The 20,595-nt window shown below is 67.9% G+C and carries 14 protein-coding genes; 9 read left to right on the top strand and 5 right to left on the bottom strand.

Features of this window, described 5'->3' with window-relative positions:
• Positions 1–3: 3 nt before the first annotated feature.
• Together ACK5M9_RS00395 and fadD1 are read right to left on the bottom strand one after the other, a co-directional pair.
• The gene (locus ACK5M9_RS00395; protein WP_416891237.1) at positions 4–870 is read right to left on the bottom strand and encodes an NYN domain-containing protein; all 867 of its coding nucleotides are present in this window, start codon (positions 868–870) and stop codon (positions 4–6) included.
• A gap of 4 nt (positions 871–874) precedes the next feature.
• Complete coding sequence (gene fadD1, locus ACK5M9_RS00390; RefSeq protein ID WP_416891236.1) at positions 875–2,497, bottom strand: fatty-acid--CoA ligase FadD1; 1,623 nt, start codon at positions 2,495–2,497, stop codon at positions 875–877.
• A 29-nt stretch (positions 2,498–2,526) separates the two neighbouring features.
• Here fadD1 and ACK5M9_RS00385 point away from each other — a divergent pair, with 29 nt between their 5' ends.
• The 4 genes from ACK5M9_RS00385 (at position 2,527) to ACK5M9_RS00370 (ending at position 8,593) form a co-directional block, all read left to right on the top strand.
• Positions 2,527–3,756, top strand: coding sequence for an FAD-dependent oxidoreductase (locus ACK5M9_RS00385; protein WP_416891235.1), 1,230 nt, complete (start codon positions 2,527–2,529; stop codon positions 3,754–3,756).
• A gap of 222 nt (positions 3,757–3,978) precedes the next feature.
• Positions 3,979–6,822: an RND family transporter gene (locus ACK5M9_RS00380; RefSeq protein WP_416891234.1), complete on the top strand. Its 2,844-nt coding sequence runs from the start codon at positions 3,979–3,981 to the stop codon at positions 6,820–6,822.
• Positions 6,791–8,017 (top strand): hypothetical protein, encoded by a 1,227-nt coding sequence (locus ACK5M9_RS00375; RefSeq protein WP_416891233.1) that lies wholly within the window; start codon positions 6,791–6,793, stop codon positions 8,015–8,017. The genes ACK5M9_RS00380 and ACK5M9_RS00375 overlap by 32 nt, the downstream gene beginning before the upstream one ends.
• Before the next feature lie 30 nt (positions 8,018–8,047).
• Positions 8,048–8,593 carry a class I SAM-dependent methyltransferase gene (locus tag ACK5M9_RS00370; RefSeq protein ID WP_416891232.1) on the top strand — a complete coding sequence of 182 codons (546 nt, stop codon included), beginning with the start codon at positions 8,048–8,050 and terminating at the stop codon, positions 8,591–8,593.
• Between the two features lie 4 nt (positions 8,594–8,597).
• Here ACK5M9_RS00370 and ACK5M9_RS00365 read toward each other — a convergent pair whose 3' ends face one another.
• Positions 8,598–9,086: a DUF6941 family protein gene (locus tag ACK5M9_RS00365; RefSeq protein WP_416891231.1), complete on the bottom strand. Its 489-nt coding sequence runs from the start codon at positions 9,084–9,086 to the stop codon at positions 8,598–8,600.
• Between the two features lie 55 nt (positions 9,087–9,141).
• Complete coding sequence (locus ACK5M9_RS00360; RefSeq protein ID WP_416891230.1) at positions 9,142–10,836, bottom strand: DUF4407 domain-containing protein; 1,695 nt, start codon at positions 10,834–10,836, stop codon at positions 9,142–9,144.
• A 212-nt stretch (positions 10,837–11,048) separates the two neighbouring features.
• On the opposite strand from ACK5M9_RS00360, the gene ACK5M9_RS00355 reads away from it, so the two are divergent.
• On the top strand, positions 11,049–11,612 hold the full coding sequence (locus ACK5M9_RS00355) for a hypothetical protein (protein WP_416891229.1): 564 nt from the start codon (positions 11,049–11,051) through the stop codon (positions 11,610–11,612).
• Here ACK5M9_RS00355 and malQ read toward each other — a convergent pair.
• Positions 11,566–13,782, bottom strand: a complete 2,217-nt coding sequence (malQ, locus tag ACK5M9_RS00350) for a 4-alpha-glucanotransferase (RefSeq protein WP_416891228.1) — start codon at positions 13,780–13,782, stop codon at positions 11,566–11,568. The two genes, ACK5M9_RS00355 and malQ, sit on opposite strands and share 47 nt — an antisense overlap.
• 282 nt (positions 13,783–14,064) lie before the next feature.
• On the opposite strand from malQ, the gene eccB reads away from it, so the two are divergent.
• The 4 genes from eccB to ACK5M9_RS00330 form a co-directional block, all read left to right on the top strand.
• Positions 14,065–15,588 carry a type VII secretion protein EccB gene (gene eccB / locus ACK5M9_RS00345; RefSeq protein WP_416891227.1) on the top strand — a complete coding sequence of 508 codons (1,524 nt, stop codon included), beginning with the start codon at positions 14,065–14,067 and terminating at the stop codon, positions 15,586–15,588.
• Complete coding sequence (gene eccCa / locus ACK5M9_RS00340; RefSeq protein WP_416891226.1) at positions 15,585–19,757, top strand: type VII secretion protein EccCa; 4,173 nt, start codon at positions 15,585–15,587, stop codon at positions 19,755–19,757. The genes eccB and eccCa overlap by 4 nt, the downstream gene beginning before the upstream one ends.
• A gap of 170 nt (positions 19,758–19,927) precedes the next feature.
• Positions 19,928–20,227: a PE family protein gene (locus ACK5M9_RS00335; protein WP_416891225.1), complete on the top strand. Its 300-nt coding sequence runs from the start codon at positions 19,928–19,930 to the stop codon at positions 20,225–20,227.
• Positions 20,228–20,308: 81 nt separating this feature from the next.
• Positions 20,309–20,595: WXG100 family type VII secretion target (locus ACK5M9_RS00330; protein WP_416891224.1), on the top strand; the 287-nt coding region annotated here is incomplete at its 3' end.

The raw sequence follows: 20,595 nt of genomic DNA, 5'->3' as shown, positions 1-20,595 counted from the left end.
CTGTTACCCGCCGTCGCTCTTCAGGCGGACCATGCGAGTCGTCGTACTCTCGTCGAGGTCCACGAGGTCGCCGCGGGAACGCAGGAAATCGCTGAACGACTTGAAACCCAGCGACTTCTCGCTGAACGACGGATTCATCCGCTTCATCTGGGCCTTTACTTCGGAATTGTGCAGCCAGTCCGCGTCGTCCTTCTCCTGGCCGATCCGCAGGGCGCGTTCGAGCAGGCCGGTGGCCGCAGCCTGGGGGTCGGGTGCGGGATCGTCCTCGGCGTCGGCCCGGCTGGTTTGCCTGCCGCGCCTCTTGACCGGGGCCGCGGCCACGGTGCTGGAAATCCCGGGCAGTGCGTCGTAGCTGACGAACTCGTCGCACGCCGCGGCCAGCGACTGGCTGCTGGCGCCGGCAACCCCGATACCGACCACGTAGCGGCCCAGGCGCTTGCAGCGCTGCGCGAGCGCGATGTAGTCGGAGTCGCCGCCGACGATCACCACATGGGTCAGGTCCGGCAGCCGGAACATGTCCTCCACGGCGTCCACCGCCAGACGGATGTCGGCGCCGTTCTTGCCGTATGCGGCCGCCGGGAACAGCTGGACGAGGTCGACGGCGCGCCCCACCAGTTGGCGCTGGTAGTTGGCGTTGACCTCCGCCGACCAGTCCGCATAGGCCCGGGTGAGCACCAGGGTGCCGAACGACGAGGCGAAATCCACCACGGCCGCCAGGTCGACCGTTGCCGCGCGCAGGCGGTCGGCGTCCAGGCCCTTCGCCTTGTCCTTGTGGAACGTATTGCGGCCGTGCACTTGGTCGTAGCGTGAAATCACGATGTTGTCGAAGTCGAAGTAGACGGCCACCCGGGAAGCACTGGAGTCTGTCACCGGCCTATCGTCCGTCATCGAGCTGCCGCCGGTCCGGGTGGGTGGCATTCCCGCCGGCTCGGTAGGCGGTCCCGCGTTCCTCGCGCACCCACAGCGTCTCGCCGGCACGGACGGTTGTTCCCTCGTCGATCAACTGACGCTTGACCACTTTGTAGGTGGCGGTGCTGGGCAATTCCGCCGCGATCCGGAGGTAGCGCGGCCGCGCTTTGGGCGACAGATCCGGCTGCTGGTCGAGGAAGGATTCGAAGGACTCCGGGTCGAAGGTGTGTCCCTCGTGCGGTACGACGGCCGCCATGACCTGGTCGCCGACCCGGCCATCCGGCACGTCATACACCGCGACGCGGTTGATCGCCGGGTGCCGCAGCAGGATTCGTTCGATCGGCGCGGCAGCCAGGTTCTCCCCGTCCACTCTCATCCAATCCGCGGTGCGCCCGGCGAGGTAGATCCAGCCCTCGGCATCCCGGTAGGCGAGGTCACCCGACCAGTACATGCCGTGGCGCATCCGTTCGGCGTCGGCCCGGGGGTCCTTGTAGTACCCGGTGAAGAAGCCGGATCCCGCGGTATTGACCAGTTCGCCGATGGCCTGGCCGGCGTTGAGCAGCGCGCCGTTCTCGTCGAGCCGGGCGGGGGGACACTCGCTGACGGTGTCGCTGTTGTAGACGGCCACCCCCGCGGCCCCTTTCCCGATGGAACCGGCCGGGGTACCCGGTTCGCGGATCACGATGACCGCGTTCTCCGTCGATCCGAAGCCGTCCTCGACCCGGGTGGCGAAGCGCCGGGCGAACTCCCGGATGTCCTTCTCGTTGGCCTCGTTGCCGAAGGCCACCCGCAACGGGTTGTCGGCGTCGTCGTCCCGTTCGGGCGTGGCGAGGATGTACGCCAGGGGCTTGCCGACGTAGTTCATGTAGGTGGCGTGGTAGCGCCGCACGTCGCTGAGGAAGTTCCGCGCCGAGAACGTTGCCGGCACGATGGCGGCGCCGGCCGCCACCGCGGGCGCCCACCCGGCCACCACCGCGTTGGAATGGAACAGCGGCATCGACACGTAGCAGGTGTCCTGACCGGTCAGCTCGAAACGCTCTCGCAGGCCGATGCCGGCGAACGTCGGCATCAAGTGGGAGACCAGCACCGCTTTGGGGTTTCCGCTGGTTCCGGAGGTGAAGATCATCATGAACGGGTCCGTCGGTTCCACCTGGCGGTGGGGGACCAGGGGGCCGGCTGTGGCGATCATGTCGTGCCATCGGGCGGTGGAGGTGTCGAGCACCGGGATTCCACCCAGATCCAATCCGTCCAGCAGCGGCCTGTGGTCGGCGTCGGTCACCACGAGCTGACAGTCGGCCCGGCGGATGTCGGCGGCCAGGGCGTCGCCGCGCCGGGTGGTGTTCAGCCCGCACAGCACGTAACCGCCCAGGCCGGCGGCGGCCAGCTGCGTCAGCATGTCGGGCGTGTTGCCCAACAGTGCGCCGAAGTGCATCGGCTGTCCGGGGTCGGCCACCGCCAGCAGAGCTGCCGCCTGCCCGGCCGAGATCGCCAGGTATTCGCGCCACGTCCAGTGCAGGTCCCGGCATTTCACAGCGACCGCGGGGTCGGAGGCCCGCCGCCGCAGCAGTGTTTGCATGGTGTCCGTCATGGGTTCGATCCCAGCCTATGCTGGCAGCGATGGGCGACAAGACGACCTGCGCGATCGTCGGCGGCGGACCGGCCGGCATGGTCCTGGGATTGCTGCTGGCCCGGGCCGGCGTCGATGTCACCCTGCTGGAGAAGCACGGCGATTTCCTGCGCGACTTTCGCGGCGACACCGTGCACTGTTCCACCATGCGGCTGCTGGACGAACTGGGTCTGTGGGAACAGTTTTCCGCCCTGCCGTTCACCGAGGTCCGCAACGGCAGTATCGACTTCGACGGCCGGGCGGTGACCTTCATCGACTTCGAGCGCCTGCGCCAGCCCCATCCGTTCATCGCCCTGGTGCCGCAATGGGATCTGCTCAATCTGCTCGCCGAGGCCGCTACCGCCGAGCCGACCTTCCACCTGCGGATGAATACCGAGGCCACGGGATTGCAGCGGGAGGGCGACCGGGTGACGGGGGTCCGGTACAGCGGGCCCGACGGCCCGGGCCGGCTGACGGCGGACCTCACCGTGGCCTGCGACGGCCGCTGGTCGATCGCACGCGCGCAAGCGGGTCTGCGGACACATGACTACCCGGTGCGTTTCGACGTGTGGTGGTTCAAGCTGCCGCGGCATCGGGACAGCCGATTCTCGTTCATGCCCCGCACCGCGCCCGGCAAAGCACTCGCCCTGATTCCCCGCGCAGGGTATTTCCAGATCGCCTACCTGGGCGCCAAGGGAACCGACGCGAAGCTGCGCGCGCAGGGTATCGACGAATTCCGCCGGCAGGTGGCCGAGGTGGTGCCGGAGGTAGCCGGCGAGCTCGGGGCGCTGCGGTCCATGGACGAGGTGAAGCATCTCGACGTCCGGGTGAACCGGCTGCGCCGCTGGCACCGCGACGGGTTGTTGTGCATTGGGGATGCCGCTCACGCGATGTCTCCGGTCGGCGGGGTCGGAATCAACCTGGCGGTGCAGGATGCCGTCGCCGCCGCCACCATTCTGGCGGAACCGCTCCGACGGCAACGGGTCACCGGCCGCCATCTGGCAGCGGTGCGGCGTCGCCGCGTCATCCCGACCGTGGTGACGCAATCGGTGCAGCGACTGTTGCATCGGCGGCTGCTCGGCCCGCTGCTGCGCGGTGAGGATCCGGCTCCGCCGGTCGCCCTGCGCATCATGGAGCGGATGCCCTGGCTGGCGGTCGTGCCCGCGTACTTCGTCGGAGTGGGCGTGCGGCCCGAACACGCCCCCGAATTCGCCCGCCGCGGATCCGGTGGCCGCGGTTGATCTGCGAATGCGACCGCCGACCGCCGAAGGCCGGCCGATGCGACACCGGGGTGCGGGGATGCCGGGATGGCGAGCTGGATGGTTGAATGAACCGACCCTGTTGGGGGGTTTGGTTCTCCGATGGGCGTCGATTGCGGCGTCGACTGAGAAGGTGATACGTCAGGTGAACCCGCGCGCGTCGTCGCGTGAACCCCAGCGCGCGGCGCTGTCGAGGTTCGCGCAGTGACCATCCGATTCATTCAGCGTTTCGCACTGTTGATCGTCGGGTTCTGGGCGCTGGCCGCTGTTGTGGGCAACAGCCTGGCCCCGCCGTTGGAGCGGGTCGTCGCAGACGCCGACCAGCCGTACCTGCCTTCGGGCACCCCCACCGCGCTGGCCATGCAGCGGGCGGCAAAGGCGTTCGCACAAGCACCGACCGACAACATCGGCTACGTGGTGCTGGTGCGAAACGGCATCCTCGGCGACCAGGACCGGCAGTTCTACGGCGACCTGCTCACCGCCCTGCGCTCCGATTCCGGGCATGTCCTCGATATCACCGACTGGTGGCGGGTGCCGGCCACCGCACCCGCGGCGGTGAGCGAAGACAAACACATGGTGATCGCCCCGATCCGGCTCGGGGGCCTGATAGGCACGACCGAAGCCATCGATTCGATCAACTCGGTGCGCGGCATCGTCGCCTCGCAACCCGCACCCGAGGGCATGCACGTCTATGTCACCGGCCCCGGCGCGACCATCATGGACGAGTTCGATGCGGTCGACCGGCAGAGCATGGTCATCACCGCAGCAACGTTCCTGGTGCTGCTCATCCTGCTGCTGATCGTCTACCGGTCACTGATCACCGCGATGGTGCCGTTGGTGTCGGTCGCCATGGCGCTGGCCGTGGCCAAGCCGGTCATCTCCGACCTCGGCTCACGCGGAGTAGTCAGCGTTTCGCAGTTCTCCCTGTCGGTCAGCGTCGCCATGGCGGTGGGGGCGGGAACAGGCTTGGGCATCTTCCTGTTGGGCCGCTACCACGAACGACGCCGCCAGCAGATCCCCCCGGCGGAGGCGCTTGCCGACGCCTACCGGGGTGTGGCGCCGGCCATTGCCGGCTCGGTGCTCATCGTCGTCGCCCCGTTGGTGGTGATGGGTTGGCTCAGCATTGCCCGGATCAGCATGCTGGCCACCACCGGCCTGCTTTTCGGGATCGGTGTCATCGCCGTGGGCGCCTCCGCATTGACCCTGACCCCGGCCCTCATCTCCCTCGCCGGGCGTAACGACCTGTCGAAACCCCCGCGGCGGGAGCGACTGCACGACCGATACCGGCGCATCGGCGTCCAGGTCGCCCGCTGGCCGGCACCCATTCTGGTGTCCAGCGGCGTCTTCGTGTTCATCCTGATCCTCGCCCTGCACGAGGTGCCGATCGGCTGGGACGAAACCACCGCCACCTCACCGAAGTCCGAATCCCGCCGCACCTACGAGTTGGTCAACCGGCACTTTCCGCCGAACCAGCTGTTTCCCGACGTGGTCACCATCGAGACCAGCCGCGACATCCGGACACCGGCCGGCCTGGCCGGCATCGAACGGGTCACCAGCGCGATCATGGGGATCTCCGGTGTGCGCATGGTGCAGTCCGCGAGCCACCCCGGCGGAATGGTGTCCAAGCAGGCTTCGCTGACGCCGACCGGAGGCAATCTGGGCGACCTCATCGACATATTCGCCGACCGGATGGCCGCGGGTGAGGGATCATTCGTCGAACTCGACGCCGCGATCAGCGATCTGATCGGCGGGCTCGACATGATTCAGGCCGGCCCCCGGTCGGGCAACTATGCGCTCGGCGGTGTCAGCCTGGCCATCAACCTGACTCAGACGGCGATCTCCAAGATCAGGGCGGTCAACGCCGACGTCTCCGACATCTTCAATCCGCTGCGCAGCTTCGTCGCCTCGATCACCGAGTGCCGATCGACTCCGGTCTGTGTGGCCGCTCAAGAAGTGCTGCAGTGGGCAACCGACGTCACCGACGGGTCCACGAACCTGATCGGCTCCACCGACGACCTGCTGAAGTCGATTGCCGATGCCACCGGCCGGGCCGGCCTGCCGGATCTGGATATTGCCCTGATGGGCATCAGCGCACATGTCGAGCAGGTGCGGGCGGAGGCGGCCGGGCTGCGGGTCACCATCGCCAGTTCCCGCCCGGTGCCCACGCCGGAACTCGCGAGCTATCTGCGCCGGTTGGTCCCCATCTCGCAGGGCGGCCCCGGTGTGGACCTGTACTCCTCGCGCAGGATTCTGACCGACCCGAACATGCGCCCCGTCCTCAACGAGTTCTTTTCACCCAACGGACGCGCGACCCGGCTCTACGTCTACGGCAATGGGCGCGAATGGGGCCACGACGGTGCGCGGCGCGCTCGCACGATAGCGGCCGTGGTCGCCGACACGACACGATCCGGCCCCCTGCGATCCACCGGCATCGAACTCACCGGAGTCGGCCCGGTGACCCGCGACCTGCAGGACAGCATCGGCGGCAATTTGAAGACGATGGTGGGTCTCACCCTGGGCGTCATTCTGTTGATTTCGGCCCTGCTGTTGCGCAGCCTGCTCGCCGGGACAGTGCTTCTGGGCACCCTCGTGACGTCCTACCTGTGCGCTCTGGGCGCCAGCGCGCTGATTTTGCAACGCATCCTGAATCATCCGGTGCTGTGGACGGTGCCGCCGATCGCGTTCGTGTCGATGCTCGGCGTCGCCTCCGGCGCAAACCTGGTTTTTGTGTTGCGGGTCCGCGAAGGGCTGTATGCGGGGCTGCGCACCAGCGTCATGCGAGCGTCCGCCGCGACGGGTGGCGCGGCGACCGCCGGCGGCCTCGTTGTCGGGATACCGCTGCTTGCGCTGGCGGCGAGCCGGGTGACCGGCGTGGCGCAGATCGGTGTCACGGTCGGCCTAGGCCTGCTGCTCAACGCACTGGTGGTGCGAACCTTCGTTCTCCCGGCCCTGATGGTCGTGCTGGACCGCTGGCTGTGGTGGTCCCGAACACCGGCGGGCGAGGAGGAGCAGGAATATGACCAGCAGGTACGCCACACTCACCCGTGAGCAGCTTGCCATCCTGGTGCCGGAGCTGCTGCTGATCGGTCAGCTGATCGACCGGTCGGCAATGGCCTGGTGCATCCAGCACTTCGGCCGCGAGACCATGGTGCAGATCGCAATCGACGAATGGGCCGGGGCCAGCCCCATCTACACCAGACGAATGCAACGGGCCCTGAACTTCACCGGCGATGACGTCATCACGATCTTCAAGGGTCTGCAGCTCGATATCGGTGCTCCACCGCAGTTCATGGACTTCCGGTACACCGTGCACGATCGCTGGCACGGCGAATTCCAGCTGGACCACTGCGGAGCACTGCTGGACGTCGAGCCGATGGGCGACGACTACGTCCGCGGCATGTGTCACGACATCGAGGACCCGACTTTCGACGCCACCGCGCTGGCCACCAACCGGCGAGCCCAGGTCCGCCCGATCCACCGGCCGCCCCGGACACCGGCCGACCGGCAGCCGCACTGCGCGTGGACGGTGATCATCGACGACTCCCACCCGGAGGTCGGCTTCATTCCCGCGCTCGACATCGTCGGCCGGAGCCGGGCCGCCGAGACCGAACTCGATCCCATCGATGACACCGAGCCGGGTCGGTCCGACTACTCCGGCCCGCTGCTCTGCGACGTCGACTTCGGCGCCTTCTCCCATTCGGCGCTGGTTCGCATCGCCGACGAGGTCTGCCTGCAGATGCACCTGCTCTACCTGTCGTTCGCCCTCGCGGTGGACAAGCACGCCCGCGGCGACACCGCCAAGGCAACGCTGATCGGCACCAAAGGGCTCATCGGCCTGGCGGGCCTGGCGGCCGAGCGGATCCACCGGGCACTCGATCTGCCCGGCGGCGTCGAGGGTGCTGTCGGTGTCCTGGAGCTGCACCCGCTGTTCAACCCGGCGGCCTACGTTTCAGCCGACTTCGCCGCCGACCGGGTTCACCTGCACCCGTCGCCGGCACATCGCGACAATGCCTGGCCCGCGCTGGTGTCACCCCGGTCGATCGAACCGCTGCAGGCGATTCTGACCGCGGTCGATCCCCGTCTGCGCGTCGAAGTCGGCGGCACCCCGGCGGATTGGACGGCAATCGTCTACGAAACCGATACGGCGGCAAAGGAATTCCCCGAGGTGTCGGTAGCAAAGTTCAGCGGCGGGTCGACATTCGTATTCCGGCCGCGAAAATCGCTGCCGATCACACCGGTATAGCCGAAGCTGCCCCGGCCGTAGGGTGACGCTGTGACCGGAGCGGATCGGCGCCGCTGGGACCAGCGGTACACACGGCTGGGACCGCCCGGCGCCGACGCCATCGGGCCACCGGAATTCCTGGCGCCCTATGCGGACCTGATTCCCGCCGCCGGGCATGCCCTCGACATCGCCTGCGGACAGGGACGGGCGGCGGTGTGGCTGGCAAGCCGCGGTTTGCATGTCTGGGGTGTGGACGTTTCCCCGGTGGCCATCGACCAGGCGCGAAATCTTGCCAGATGCAGCGGATTTGCGACGCAGTGCCGGTTCGACGCCGTCGACCTCGATGCCGGGCTGCCGCCCGGGCCGCTGGTCGAGGTGATCCTGTGCCACAAGTTCCGCGACCGGCGCCTGGATCCGACGCTGGCGGCTCGTCTGGCGCCGGGCGGGCTGCTGGCGATCGCGAACCTCGGCGAGGCCGGTGCGGGTGTGTCCCGGTTCCGGGCGCACGCGGGCGAATTGGTGTCGCGGTTCGGCGAACTCGATGCGGTGGCAGCCGGGGAGGCCGACGGAACGGCCTGGTTGCTGGCGCGAGGGTGAAGTGTCAGGCCGGTGACGATGGCGGCGGTGCGCCGCCCCCTGCCGGCCCGGCCGCCCCTGCCGGTCCGGCCGCCCCGCTCACGATGAGCGACTCGACCGCCGTGGCCTGCTCGAAACCCTCGACTTCGACGCGCCACTCGTAGATTCCCGGCTCCAAGGGGATACCACCGGGAATGCTGATGGTGAACGGCATCCGTACCGCGGTGCCCGGAATCGCCCCCGGAGGCCGGCCCGCCTCTGCCGAGGCCTCGAACGATATCTTCTGCGGGCCGTGCGGGCCGGATACCGCGACGGGTTCGCCGTCGGTGGTCAACAGCTGGCACAGCAGCTTGTGGCGCTTGTTGGTCTCGTCCCAGTCGATGTCGAGAAACATCAGCAGGGAAAAAGGCGGCGTCGGTGTCTGGCATTGCCGCCAGCCCAGACCCAGGGTGTGCACCTTGCCGGACTGTCCATCGGCCTGTACCGAGTCCGCGAGAAAAAGGCTGAGTCTCAAATCGGCGTCCTGTCCCCAGTCGTAACGCACCTGTCCGGTCGCGCCGATAATAGCGTCAGCCGCCCGGCGGCAGCTCACGCGGCCGGTCGGTCGAACACAACTCGTGCAGGCCGTCCTGCCCGGCCAACTCGAGCCGGGAATTGCGACCCGAGCCGCCTACCGCCAGACCGGCCAGGACAGCGTGCGGCGCCGGGTCCAGGTCCGGATGCTCCGCCCCGCCGCGGGTGGACGCGATCCGATTGATGCCGGTCCGCTGTTCCCGGGCCGGCCGGGGAGCCGGGGACGGCAACACCTGCTGACCGTCGGCGCCGTCGGCGCTCAGGGAATTCACCGTCACCTTCCGGGTGCGCTTGAGCGAGAAGGCGATCTCTTCGACCTCCTCGAATACCTGACGCGCGGAGCGCAACGGCGCCGCGGTGGTGTCGATGGCCCGGGCGACGAACGGCGGAACCAGCGGGCGAATCCAGCGGGCCGCCGCCTTGGTGGCGTCGGGGATCGACGGAATCGGCAATACACCGCGGTGCCGGTCGGGCTCGTCGTAGCGATCGACTCCCTGCCGACCGGGATCGACCGGCGCCGGCAGGTTCTGCACGGTGCCGCCGGGCAATTCGGCGAGCCCCCGGCTGGCGGCTTCCGCTTCTGCGGCTATCGGCAGATACATGTCTTCCCCTGACTCGACGGCCCGTTCGGCCGAGGCGCGCACCGGCGCACCCGGCGCCTCCAGTGCCTCGACGACTCGCCGACGCTGGTGTTCGCGGTCGATTTCGGTCTGGGCATCGATGGCCAGCCGGGTTTGGGCCAGTTGGTGCTCGGCCCACAGGATTTCCGCGGTGCGCCGCACCTCGGCCCGCTTGACGGCGATCGCGGTGTCGGCATCCAGCTCGGCACGCTCGCGCTGTGCCTGCGCACTGGCATCACGATCGCGGGTGGTCTCGCCTCGCCACCCTCGCAGAATCAGCGGCAACAGATACAACAGGGTGGCGAAGACGATGACCAGGGCCCGCAGCAGCAGCAGCCCGGCGTCGGCAAGGGTCAGGGTGTTCATCGCGGCCCACCGCCCGCTCAGTCCGCCGCGAGCACCGGCGACCACCGCCAGGCGCTCGCCCGCGACCGCCTCCTCATCGCGCGCCACTTCGACGTCCAGATCCGGCGCCAGGCGGTCCCGAGCGGCCACCGCGTTGGCCAACTCCGCCTGCGCGCCGGCGACCAGCTGGTTCGCCGTGCGGGCTTCGGGCCCCCGGCCCGGGACGCCGGTGATGCGGGTCTGCGGGCACGCCGGGGTCGGACGGTATTCACAGCGGGCGACAACCAACGCGTGATCGAGGCGCTCGCGGGCCAGGTCCACCGTGACGTCCAGACCCGTGCGAGCCTCCCTGTCCCGTTGCAACGAGCCGATGGCCTGCGCGACCGCCGGCGCCGAGTCCGCCGTTTGCAACGCACGTTCGTCTAGGCGCCGGTCGATCGCCCGGCCGAATATCAGCAGCGCGGCCAGTTCACCGACGACGACACCGATCCCGACCGCGACCGCGATGCGGCCGGCCAGACCCTTCCGGCTCGGGGTGGGGCCACTGGCCAGCGCCCGGCTTGCGCCACCGGCGAGTACGCCGAACAGGAATGTCGATGCCACGATCGCCCACATCGGTGCCGAGGGAGCCGAGGAGCCGACCGCCAGGGCCGCGACCAACCAGGCCAGCACCCCCGCGATCCACGGGGCGGCCGAGGACCAGTCGGTTTTTTCCTGCATGAGCATCAGATGTCGACACCTCCAATCGCCTCAAGGGTGGCAGGCCACCGGGCGACACACCGAATCAAACGGCCTGCCTGTGGCTATCTTCACAAGCCGGCCCACCCGGGCACAGATCACTTTCGCCGGGATCCGCGCGGCAGGATTCCCGCCTGTTTTCCCGCGACGCGGGCCGATCAGCTGCCCAAACGACCCGAAACATGAGACGGTATCCAGCTATGCAGACTCAGGACTTGCTCAGTTACGAAGAGTTCGGACGCAGATTCTTCGAGATCGCGGTCACGCCCGAGCGGGTGGCCGGGGCGCTGTCCGACATCGCGGGCAGTGAATTCGCCATGGAGCCGATAGCACAAGGACCCGGCGGAATCGCCAAAGTCAGCGCGAACGTCAGGATCCAGGAACCCCGGGTGACCCGCAAACTGGGTGACCTCATCACGTTTGCCATCCACATCCCGTTGTCCATCGACCTACTGCTGGACCTGCGCCTGGACAAGCAGAAGTTCGCCGTCACCGGCGACATCGCGCTCAAAGCCACCGCGCGGGCGGCCGAACCGCTGCTGCTCATCGTCGATGTCTCCAAGCCGCGGCCGTCGGACATCACGGTCAATGTGTCGTCGAAGTCGATACGCGGCGAAGTGTTGCGCATCATCGCCGGCGTGGACGGCGAGATCCGCCGGTTCATCGCCCAGTACGTCCGTGCGGAAATCGATTCACCGAAGTCGCAGGCCGCCCAGGTCATCGACGTGGCGACCCAGGTGGCGTCCGCCTGGTCGACGATGTAGCGCCCGTCGAGTCCCGCACCGCATCGAGTAGCGCGGCGGCTCGGGGATCGGCGAAAACCTCTTCCAGCAGCAGCGGCCGGCCATCGGGGCCGGACAGCGGAACACGCCAGTTGGGGTATTCGTCGATGGTCCCCGGCTGATTCTGGGTGCGCCGGTCGCCGACCGCGTCGGTCAACGCCACGCCCAGCAGCCGCGAGGGTGTGCGGCCCAGGTACTGGTAGAGCGCCCGGATGAGCCGTTCGGCAGGGATCTCGTCGTCCGTCCCGTCAACGGAAGCATCGTTGCCCAGCAGCCCCGCCCCGCGCAGTTCGGCCAGCCAGGCCGCCCGCTCGGCGGCTGCGGATTCCAGTTCGGCTTCGGCCGGTCGGGTCAGCAACCCCAGGGATTCCCGCAACCGCACGTGGTCGCCGGCCAGGTAGCCCGCGGTCGGCGGCAGGTCGTGGGTGGTGACCGAGGACAGGCAGTACTCCCGCCAGCGCTCGGCCGGCAGCGGTCTGCCGGCGACGTCGCCCGGGTGCCGGTCCTGTTCGAACCACAGGATCGAAGTACCCAGCAGGCCGCGTAGCAACAGGTAGTCGCGCACCCAGGGCTCCACGGTCCCCAGGTCTTCGCCGACGACCACAGCCCCGGCCCGATGAGCTTCCAGTGCGACGATGCCGATCATCGCTTCGTGGTCGTAGCGGACATAGGTGCCCTCGGAGGGCGGCCGGCCACGGGGGATCCACCACAGGCGGAACAGTCCCATGACGTGGTCGATGCGGACGCCACCGGCATGCCGCAGCACCGCGCGGATCATGCCGCGGAAGGCCCGGTACTCCGATTCGGCGAGCCGGTCGGGCCGCCAGGGCGGCTGCGACCAGTCCTGGCCGAGCTGATTGAACTCGTCCGGGGGTGCACCGGCGGTGACCCCCTGGGCCAGCACGTCCTGCAGGGACCAGGCGTCGGCGCCATCGGGATGCACACCGACGGCCAGGTCGTGCACGATCCCCAGTGTCATTCCGGCCCGCCGGGCCTGCGACTGAGCCGTTGCCAGCTGCTCGTCGAGTTGCCACTGCATCCAGCGGTGGAAATCGACGGCCTGCTCGTTTTTCCGCACGAACTCGGCCACCCTTGCCCCGGCCGGGTGCCGCAACGACTTCGGCCACCGATGCCAGTCGGTCCCGTGCTTTTCGGCCACCGCACACCAGGTGGCGAAGTCGTCCAGCGCAGCGCCCTCCCGTTCGCGATAGGCGGTGTAGGCGAACTCGCGCCCCGCCGTCCGGGGGAGGCGATACAGGAGTTCGAGCACCTCGCGTTTGGCGGCCCAGGCAGAGTCGCGATCGATGCTGTCGATCCGTTCGGCGCGGTGCTGCACCGTTGTGCGCAGCCGGCGCACCCGGCCACGCTTGGGCAGGTCGGCGAATTCGGGGATGGCCTCCACGTGCAGGTAGAGCGGGTTGAAGAAGCGCCTGGAGGTCGGCAGGTAGGGGGAGGGTTCCATGGGTGCGTCCGGGCCCGACGGTGCGGCCGCGTGCAGCGGATTGACCAGCAGGTAGTCGGCGCCGTGCGCGGTCCCCGACCACAGCGCAAGATCGGCGAGGTCGGTCACGTCGCCGACTCCCCAGGACTGCCGGGACCGGACGCTGTAGAGCTGGGCGGCCAGCCCCCAGGCGCGCTTGCCCCCGATCGTCTCCGGCAGGCCGACCCAGTCCGGGGTGATGATGACCGCCGCGCCGGTCTCGATGTCGCCGGAGCGGACCCGCAGGCGGTGGTACCCCAGCGGCAGGCCGGCGGGCAGAGCGAAGCTGGCTTCGCCGACCCAGCGCCCGTCCAGCTCGAAGGGCGGAGTGAAATTGTCGACCTGCCTCACCCCGCCGCGCTCGCTGCCGTCTTCGAGCTGCAGCCACACCGTCACATCGGCGCCGTGGGTCACATGCGCCCAGAATTGCGTCTCTTCGCCGGCCCGCCCGACGATCGTCGGGGGCAGTGCTCGCGCCCAGTGGGAACGACGTTCGGCGACCAGGGCCGCGGCGCGTTGCTCCTCGGTGCCCGCTGGGACGTCCAGCGCCGCCAGGGCAGCGACCACGGCGTTTTCCGGAACGGGCACGTCGCGGTTGTTCCAGTCCCGGTAGCTGGTCGCGATCCCGTACCGCCGCGCGAGTTCGACGAGCGAGGGCGCAAGCAGTGTCATAACGCCAATTTTGCGTGCAACACCGATCCGCCCGCGAGCGTGGGGGCGAGCAGTCTGCGAGTTGGCGCGCCGGCCGGACCGCTGGCGACTACCATGGCCGGTGCACACGAAGTACGGTCGGCTGGCTAGCCAACGGGGGCTAGGTCGTCTGGCACGGTCGTCTGGCACGGTCGTCTGGCACGGCTGATGCCCGTGCCCTACGGTTATTCGGTGCACCTGACTCTCATCGATCATGAGGGCTTTGTATCTAGGCGATTTGACAGGACCGGAAGGTGATCGAACGTGGCTGAACATAGCCGCGGACAGCGGGGGTCGGGTTACGGCCTGGGGCTGTCGACCAAGACCCAGGTAACGGGATACCAATTCCTGGCGCGCCGCACCGCGATGGCGCTGACCCGCTGGCGGGTGCGGATGGAGATCGAACCGGGACGCCGGCAGACGCTGGCGGTCATCGGATCGGTGTCGGCTTCGCTGGTGGTCTGCCTGGGCGCGCTGCTGTGGTCGGTGATCAGCCCGTCGGGTCAGATCAACGAATCGCCGATCATCGCCGACCGTGACTCGGGCGCGCTGTACGTCCGGATCGGCGACCGGCTGTATCCCGCCCTGAACCTGGCGTCGGCACGATTGATCACCGGTCGTCCGGACAACCCGCACCTCGTCCGGTCCAGCCAGATCGAGGACCTCCCGCACGGCCCGCTGGTCGGCATACCCGGCGCACCGTCGGACTTCTCGGCCAAGAGCCCCCCGGCATCCTCCTGGCTGGTGTGCGACACCGTGGGCAGCGCCGGCGGCACCTTGGCGTCGCCGCCCGGCGTGACCGTCACCGTCATCGACGGCACCCCGGACCTGTCGGGCCACCGCCGGATACTGCAGGGTTCCGATGCGGTGGTCCTGAGCTACGGCGGAAACACCTGGGTGGTCCGCGAGGGACGTCGGTCGAAGGTCGACGCCAGGAATCGCTCGGTGCTGCTGCCGCTGGGCCTGACCCCGGAACAGATCAGCGACGCCCGCCCGATGAGCCACGCCCTCTACGACGCGTTGCCGGTGGGGCCGGAACTGCTGGTACCGGAGGTGCCCGAGGCGGGTTCCCCGGCAACGTTTCCCGGCGCACCCGGCCCGGTCGGGACGATTCTGGTGACCCCGCAAGTCAGCGGCCCCCAGCAATATTCGCTGGTGGTGAAAGACGGCGTGCAAACTGTGCCACCGCTGGTCGCCCAGATCCTGCAGAACGCCGGCCACCCGGGTGACACCAAGCCGGTGACCGTCGACCCCTCGGCGCTGGCCAAGATGCCGGTGGTCAATCGGATCGACCTTTCTTCCTATCCGGACAATCCGCTGAATGTGCTCGACATCCGGGAGAATCCCTCTACCTGCTGGTGGTGGGAACGGACCATGGGAGAGCACCGCGCTCGGGTGAAGGTGGTGTCGGGCCCGACATTGCCGATCAAGGACACCGAGATGAGTCGGGTGGTCAGCCTGGTGAAGGCCGACATGGCCGGTCGCGAGGCCGACCACGTCTATTTCGGGCCCGACTTCGCCAACTTCGTCGCCGTCACCGGCAACAACCCCGCCGCCCAGACGGCCGAATCGCTGTGGTGGCTGACCAATTCCGGCGCGCGGTTCGGTGTGGAAGACTCCAACGATGCCCGCCAGGCCCTTGGTCTGACACTGCAACCAAGCCTGTCACCGTGGGCCGCGCTTCGCCTGCTGCCGGCGGGCCCGACCCTGTCCCGGGAAGACGCACTGGTCGAGCACAACACGCTACCCATGGACATGAGCCCCGAAGAGCTGGTGGTGCCGAAGTGAAACGCGGTTTTGCACGTCCGACACCGGAGAAGGCCCCGCAGGTCAAGCCGGAGAACATCGTCCTGCCGACGCCGCTGAGCATCCCCCCGCCCGAAGGCAAGCCCTGGTACATGATCGTGATCGGGGTTGTGGTCCTGGGCATGTTGGGCGGCATGGTGCTGATGCTTGTCCGCAGCGGGTCGAACATGATGGGCGGAATGGGTTCTATCTTCCCGATCTTCATGATGGGCGGGATCATGATGATGATGTTCCGCGGCATGGGCGGCGGACAGCAGCAGATGAGCCGGCCCAAGCTCGATGCCATGCGCGCCCAGTTCATGATGATGCTGGACATGCTGCGGGAGACCGCGCACGAGTCGGCCGACAGCATGGATGCCAACTACCGGTGGTATCACCCGGCGCCCGACACCCTGACGGCTGCGGTCGGGTCGGCGCGGATGTGGGAGCGCAAACCCGACGGCAAGGATCTCAACTTCGGCGTCGTGCGGGTCGGCGTCGGCATGACACGACCCGAGGTGACCTGGGGCGAACCGCAGAACATGCCCACCGACATCGAGCTGGAACCGGTGACCGGCAAGGCACTGCAGGAGTTCGGGCGCTATCAGAGCGTCGTCTACAACCTGCCGAAGATGATCTCGGTGCTGGTCGAGCCCTGGTACGCGCTTATCGGTGAGCGCGAGCAGGTGCGGGCCCTGATGCGCGCGCTCATCTGCCAGCTGACGTTCTCCCACGGCCCGGATCACATGCGCTTCATCGTCGTCAGCTCCGATGCCGACGAGTGGGACTGGGTCAAGTGGCTTCCCCACTTCGGTGACGCTCGGCGCCAGGATGCCGCCGGCAGCGCCCGGATGGTCTACAGCTCGGTCCGGGAGTTCGCCGCCGAGCAGGCCGAACTGTTCGCCGGGCGGGGTTCGTTCACCCCGCGGCACGCCAGTTCGTCCGCACAGACGCCGACTCCGCACACGGTGATCGTCGCCGACATCGACGATCCGCAATGGGAGTACGTGATCAGCTCCGAGGGCGTCGACGGGGTGACGTTCTTCGACCTGACGGGCTCGGCGATGTGGACCGAGGTCCCCGAACGCAAGCTGCGGTTCAACGAGATCGGGGTGATCGAGGCCCTGCCAAGAGACCGCGACACCTGGATGGTGATCGACGACAACCCCTGGTTCTTCGCCCTGACCGACCAGATGAGCCTCCCCGAAGCCGAAGTGTTCGCCCAGAAGCTGGCCCAGTGGCGGTTGGCCGAGGCATACGAAGAGATCGGCCAGCGGGTAGCCCACATCGGCGCCCGGGACATCCTGACCTACTACGGGATCGAAGACCCGGCCGAGATCGATTTCGGCGATTTGTGGGGCAGCCGAACCGACTCGATGGGCCGGTCGAGATTGCGGGTGCCGTTCGGAAATCGCTCCGACAACGGCGAATTGCTGTTTCTCGACATGAAGTCGTTGGACGAAGGCGGCGACGGCCCGCACGGCGTCATGTCCGGGACGACGGGTTCGGGCAAGTCGACGCTGGTGCGAACGGTGATCGAATCACTGATGCTCGGCCACCCCCCGGACGAACTGCAGTTCGTTCTCGCCGACCTCAAGGGCGGCTCGGCCGTCAAGCCGTTCGCCGGGGTGCCACACGTGTCCCGCATCATCACCGACCTCGAGGAAGACCAAGCGCTGATGGAGCGCTTCCTGGACGCGCTGTGGGGTGAGATCGCACGCCGGAAAGCGATATGCGACAGCGCCGGTGTGGACGACGCCAAGGAATACAACGCGGTACGGGCACGGATGCGCACGCGCGGTCAGGACATGCCGCCGCTGCCGATGCTCGTGGTGGTCATCGACGAGTTCTACGAGTGGTTCCGCATCATGCCGACCGCGGTCGACGTGCTGGACTCCATCGGCCGCCAGGGTCGCGCCTACTGGATTCATCTGATGATGGCCTCGCAGACCATCGAAAGCCGCGCCGAGAAGCTCATGGAGAACATGGGTTACCGCCTGGTGCTCAAGGCGCGGACCGCCGGCGCCGCCCAGGCGGCCGGGGTGCCCAACGCGGTGAACCTTCCCGCTCAGGCCGGACTCGGTTATTTCCGCAAGAGCCTCGAGGACGTCATCCGCTTCCAGGCCGAGTTCCTGTGGCGGGACTACATCCGGCTGACCAACTTCGACGACGACGAGGCACCGGTGGTGGTGCACAACATCGACTACGTGCGCCCGCAACTGTTCACCAACGCGTTCACACCGCTGGAGGTGAGCGTCGGGGGCCCCGAGGTCGAACCGCCGGCGATCAGCTACACCAGCGGCGACCTGGGCGGCACCCCGGATGCGGACGCCGAGGCCGAGGAAGAAGCGATCAGGACGCCGAAGGTCGGTACGGCGATCATCGACCAATTGCGCAAGATCGAGTTCGAGCCGTACCGGTTGTGGCAGCCCCCGCTGACCAAGCCGGTCCCGATCGACGAACTGGTCAACCGTCACCTGGGTCGCCCGTGGAACCAGGATTACGGTTCGGCGCGGGATCTGGTGTTTCCGTTGGGCGTCATCGACCGCCCGTTCAAGCACGACCAACCGCCGCTGACGGTGGACACCTCGGGTCCGGGGGCCAACGTGCTGATCCTCGGCGCGGGTGGATCCGGTAAGACCACCGCACTGCAGACGCTGATCTGTTCGGCGGCTTTGACCCACACTCCCGAGCAGGTGCAGTTCTACTGTCTGGCCTACAGCAGCACCGCGTTGACGACGATCGCGCGGCTGCCGCATGTGGGCGAGGTGGCCGGGCCCACCGACCCCTACGGTGTGCGCCGCACGATCGCGGAGTTGCTGGCACTGGTGCGCGAGCGTAAACGCACCTTCTTAGAACACGGGATCGCCTCGATGGAGATGTTCCGCCGCCGCAAGTTCGGCGGAGAGCCGGGCCCGGTGCCCAACGACGGTTTCGGCGATGTCTTCCTGGCCATCGACAACTACCGGGCGCTGGCCGAAGAGAACGAGGTGCTGATCGAACAGGTCAACGTGATCATCAACCAGGGTCCCTCGTTCGGGGTGCACGTGGTGGTCACCGCGGATCGCGAGTCTGAGCTGCGGCCACCGGTGCGCAGTGGCTTCGGTTCCCGCGTGGAGCTGAGGCTGGCCGCGGTCGAGGACGCCAAATTGGTGCGCTCCCGGTTCGCCAAGGACGTCCCGGTCAAGCCGGGCCGCGGGATGGTGGCCGTCAACTACGTGCGGCTGGACGGCGACCCGCAGGCCGGTCTGCACACCCTGGTGGCCCGGCCGGCGCTGGCGAACACGCCCGACCGCACCTTTGAAAGCGACAGCATCGTGGCGGCGGTCAGCCAGCTCACCACCGCGGCGGCCCCGCCGGTACGCAGGCTGCCCGCGCGGTTCGGAGTGGACCAGGTGCGCGAGCTGTCCGCGCGCGACACCCGCCAGGGTGTCGGCGCCGGTGGAATCGCTTGGGCGATATCGGAACTGGACCTTCAGCCGGTGTATCTCAACTTTGCCGAGAACTCCCACCTGATGGTCACCGGACGTCGCGAGTGCGGACGCACGACGACGTTGGCCACCATCATGGCCGAAATCGGGCGGTTGTACGCACCCGGCGCCAGCAGCGCTCCACCGCCGCCGCCGGACCGGCCATCGGCACAGGTGTGGTTGATCGACCCGCGGCGTCAGCTGCTGACCACGCTGGGTTCGGACTACGTGGAGAAGTTCGCCTACAACCTCGACGGGGTGGTGGCGATGATGGGCGACCTGGCAACGGCCCTGGCGGGCCGCGAGCCGCCGCCGGGATTGTCCGCCCAGGAGTTGTTGTCCCGGTCGTGGTGGAGTGGCCCGGAGATCTTCCTGATCGTCGACGACCTTCAACAGCTGCCGGCCGGCTTCGACTCGCCGCTGCACAAGGCCGTGCCGTTCGTCAACCGCGCTTCCGATGTCGGCCTGCACGTGATCGTCACCCGCTCGTTCGGCGGCTGGTCGTCGGCTGGCAGCGACCCCATGCTGCGCGCCCTGCACCAGGCGAATTCGCCGCTGCTGGTGATGGACGCCGATCCCGACGAGGGCTTCATCCGCGGCAAGATGAAGGGCGGTCCGTTGCCCCGGGGCCGCGGCCTGTTGATGGCGGAGGACACCGGAGTCTTCGTGCAAGTTGCGGCCACCGAGGTGCACAGGCAGTAGTACTGTGTCATTGCAGGTGGGTAGTTCGTCTTACCGTTGGGTGAACAATCGCAGACAGGTGACGCGGGGGGAAGTCTGATCGCGAATCGTCATCTAACCTATTGCACAGCCCTACCGCACAGCCCTATTGCACAGCGTGTTCGCCGAGATGATTCAGGGAGGAAAGCACCATGTCGTTCGTGTCCACACAACCTGAAGCGCTCGCGGCGGCGGCCGGGAACCTACAGGGCATCGGCACCGCTATGAGTGCCCAGAACGCAGCCGCCGCAGCTCCGACCACAGGCGTGGTGCCGGCTGCCGCCGACGAAGTGTCTGCGCTGACGGCCGCCCAGTTCGCGGCTCACGCCCAGATGTACCAGGCGGTCAGCGCCCAGGCGGCCGCAATTCACGAGATGTTCGTGAACACGCTGACCACCAGTTCGGGCTCGTATGCGGCCACCGAGGACGCCAACGCTGCCACCGCCGGCTGAGGCACGGGTAATCACCGGATCCAGCCAACCTGAAAATCAGTACCCAACCGAAGAGATAACCAACAGTTAAGGAGAACAAGAGTGACCACGCGTTTTTTGACTGACCCGCACGCGATGCGCGACATGGCGGGCCGTTTCGAAGTTCACGCCCAGACGGTCGAGGACGAGGCTCGTCGGATGATGGCTTCCTCGCAGAGCATCTCGGGCGCCGGCTGGCGCGGTCTGGCCGAGGCCACCTCGATGAACACGATGGTTCAGATGAACCAGGCTTTCCGCAACATCGTGAACATGCTGCACGGGGTTCGTGACGGACTCGTCCGTGACGCCAACAACTACGAGCAGCAAGAGCAGGCGTCGCAGACGATCCT

The sequence above is a fragment of the Mycobacterium sp. genome (genome assembly GCF_047975165.1).
Classification (GTDB): Bacteria; Actinomycetota; Actinomycetes; order Mycobacteriales; family Mycobacteriaceae; genus Mycobacterium.
Note: the sequence above shows the minus strand (reverse complement) of the source record. Positions and strands in the feature narration are given on the sequence as shown.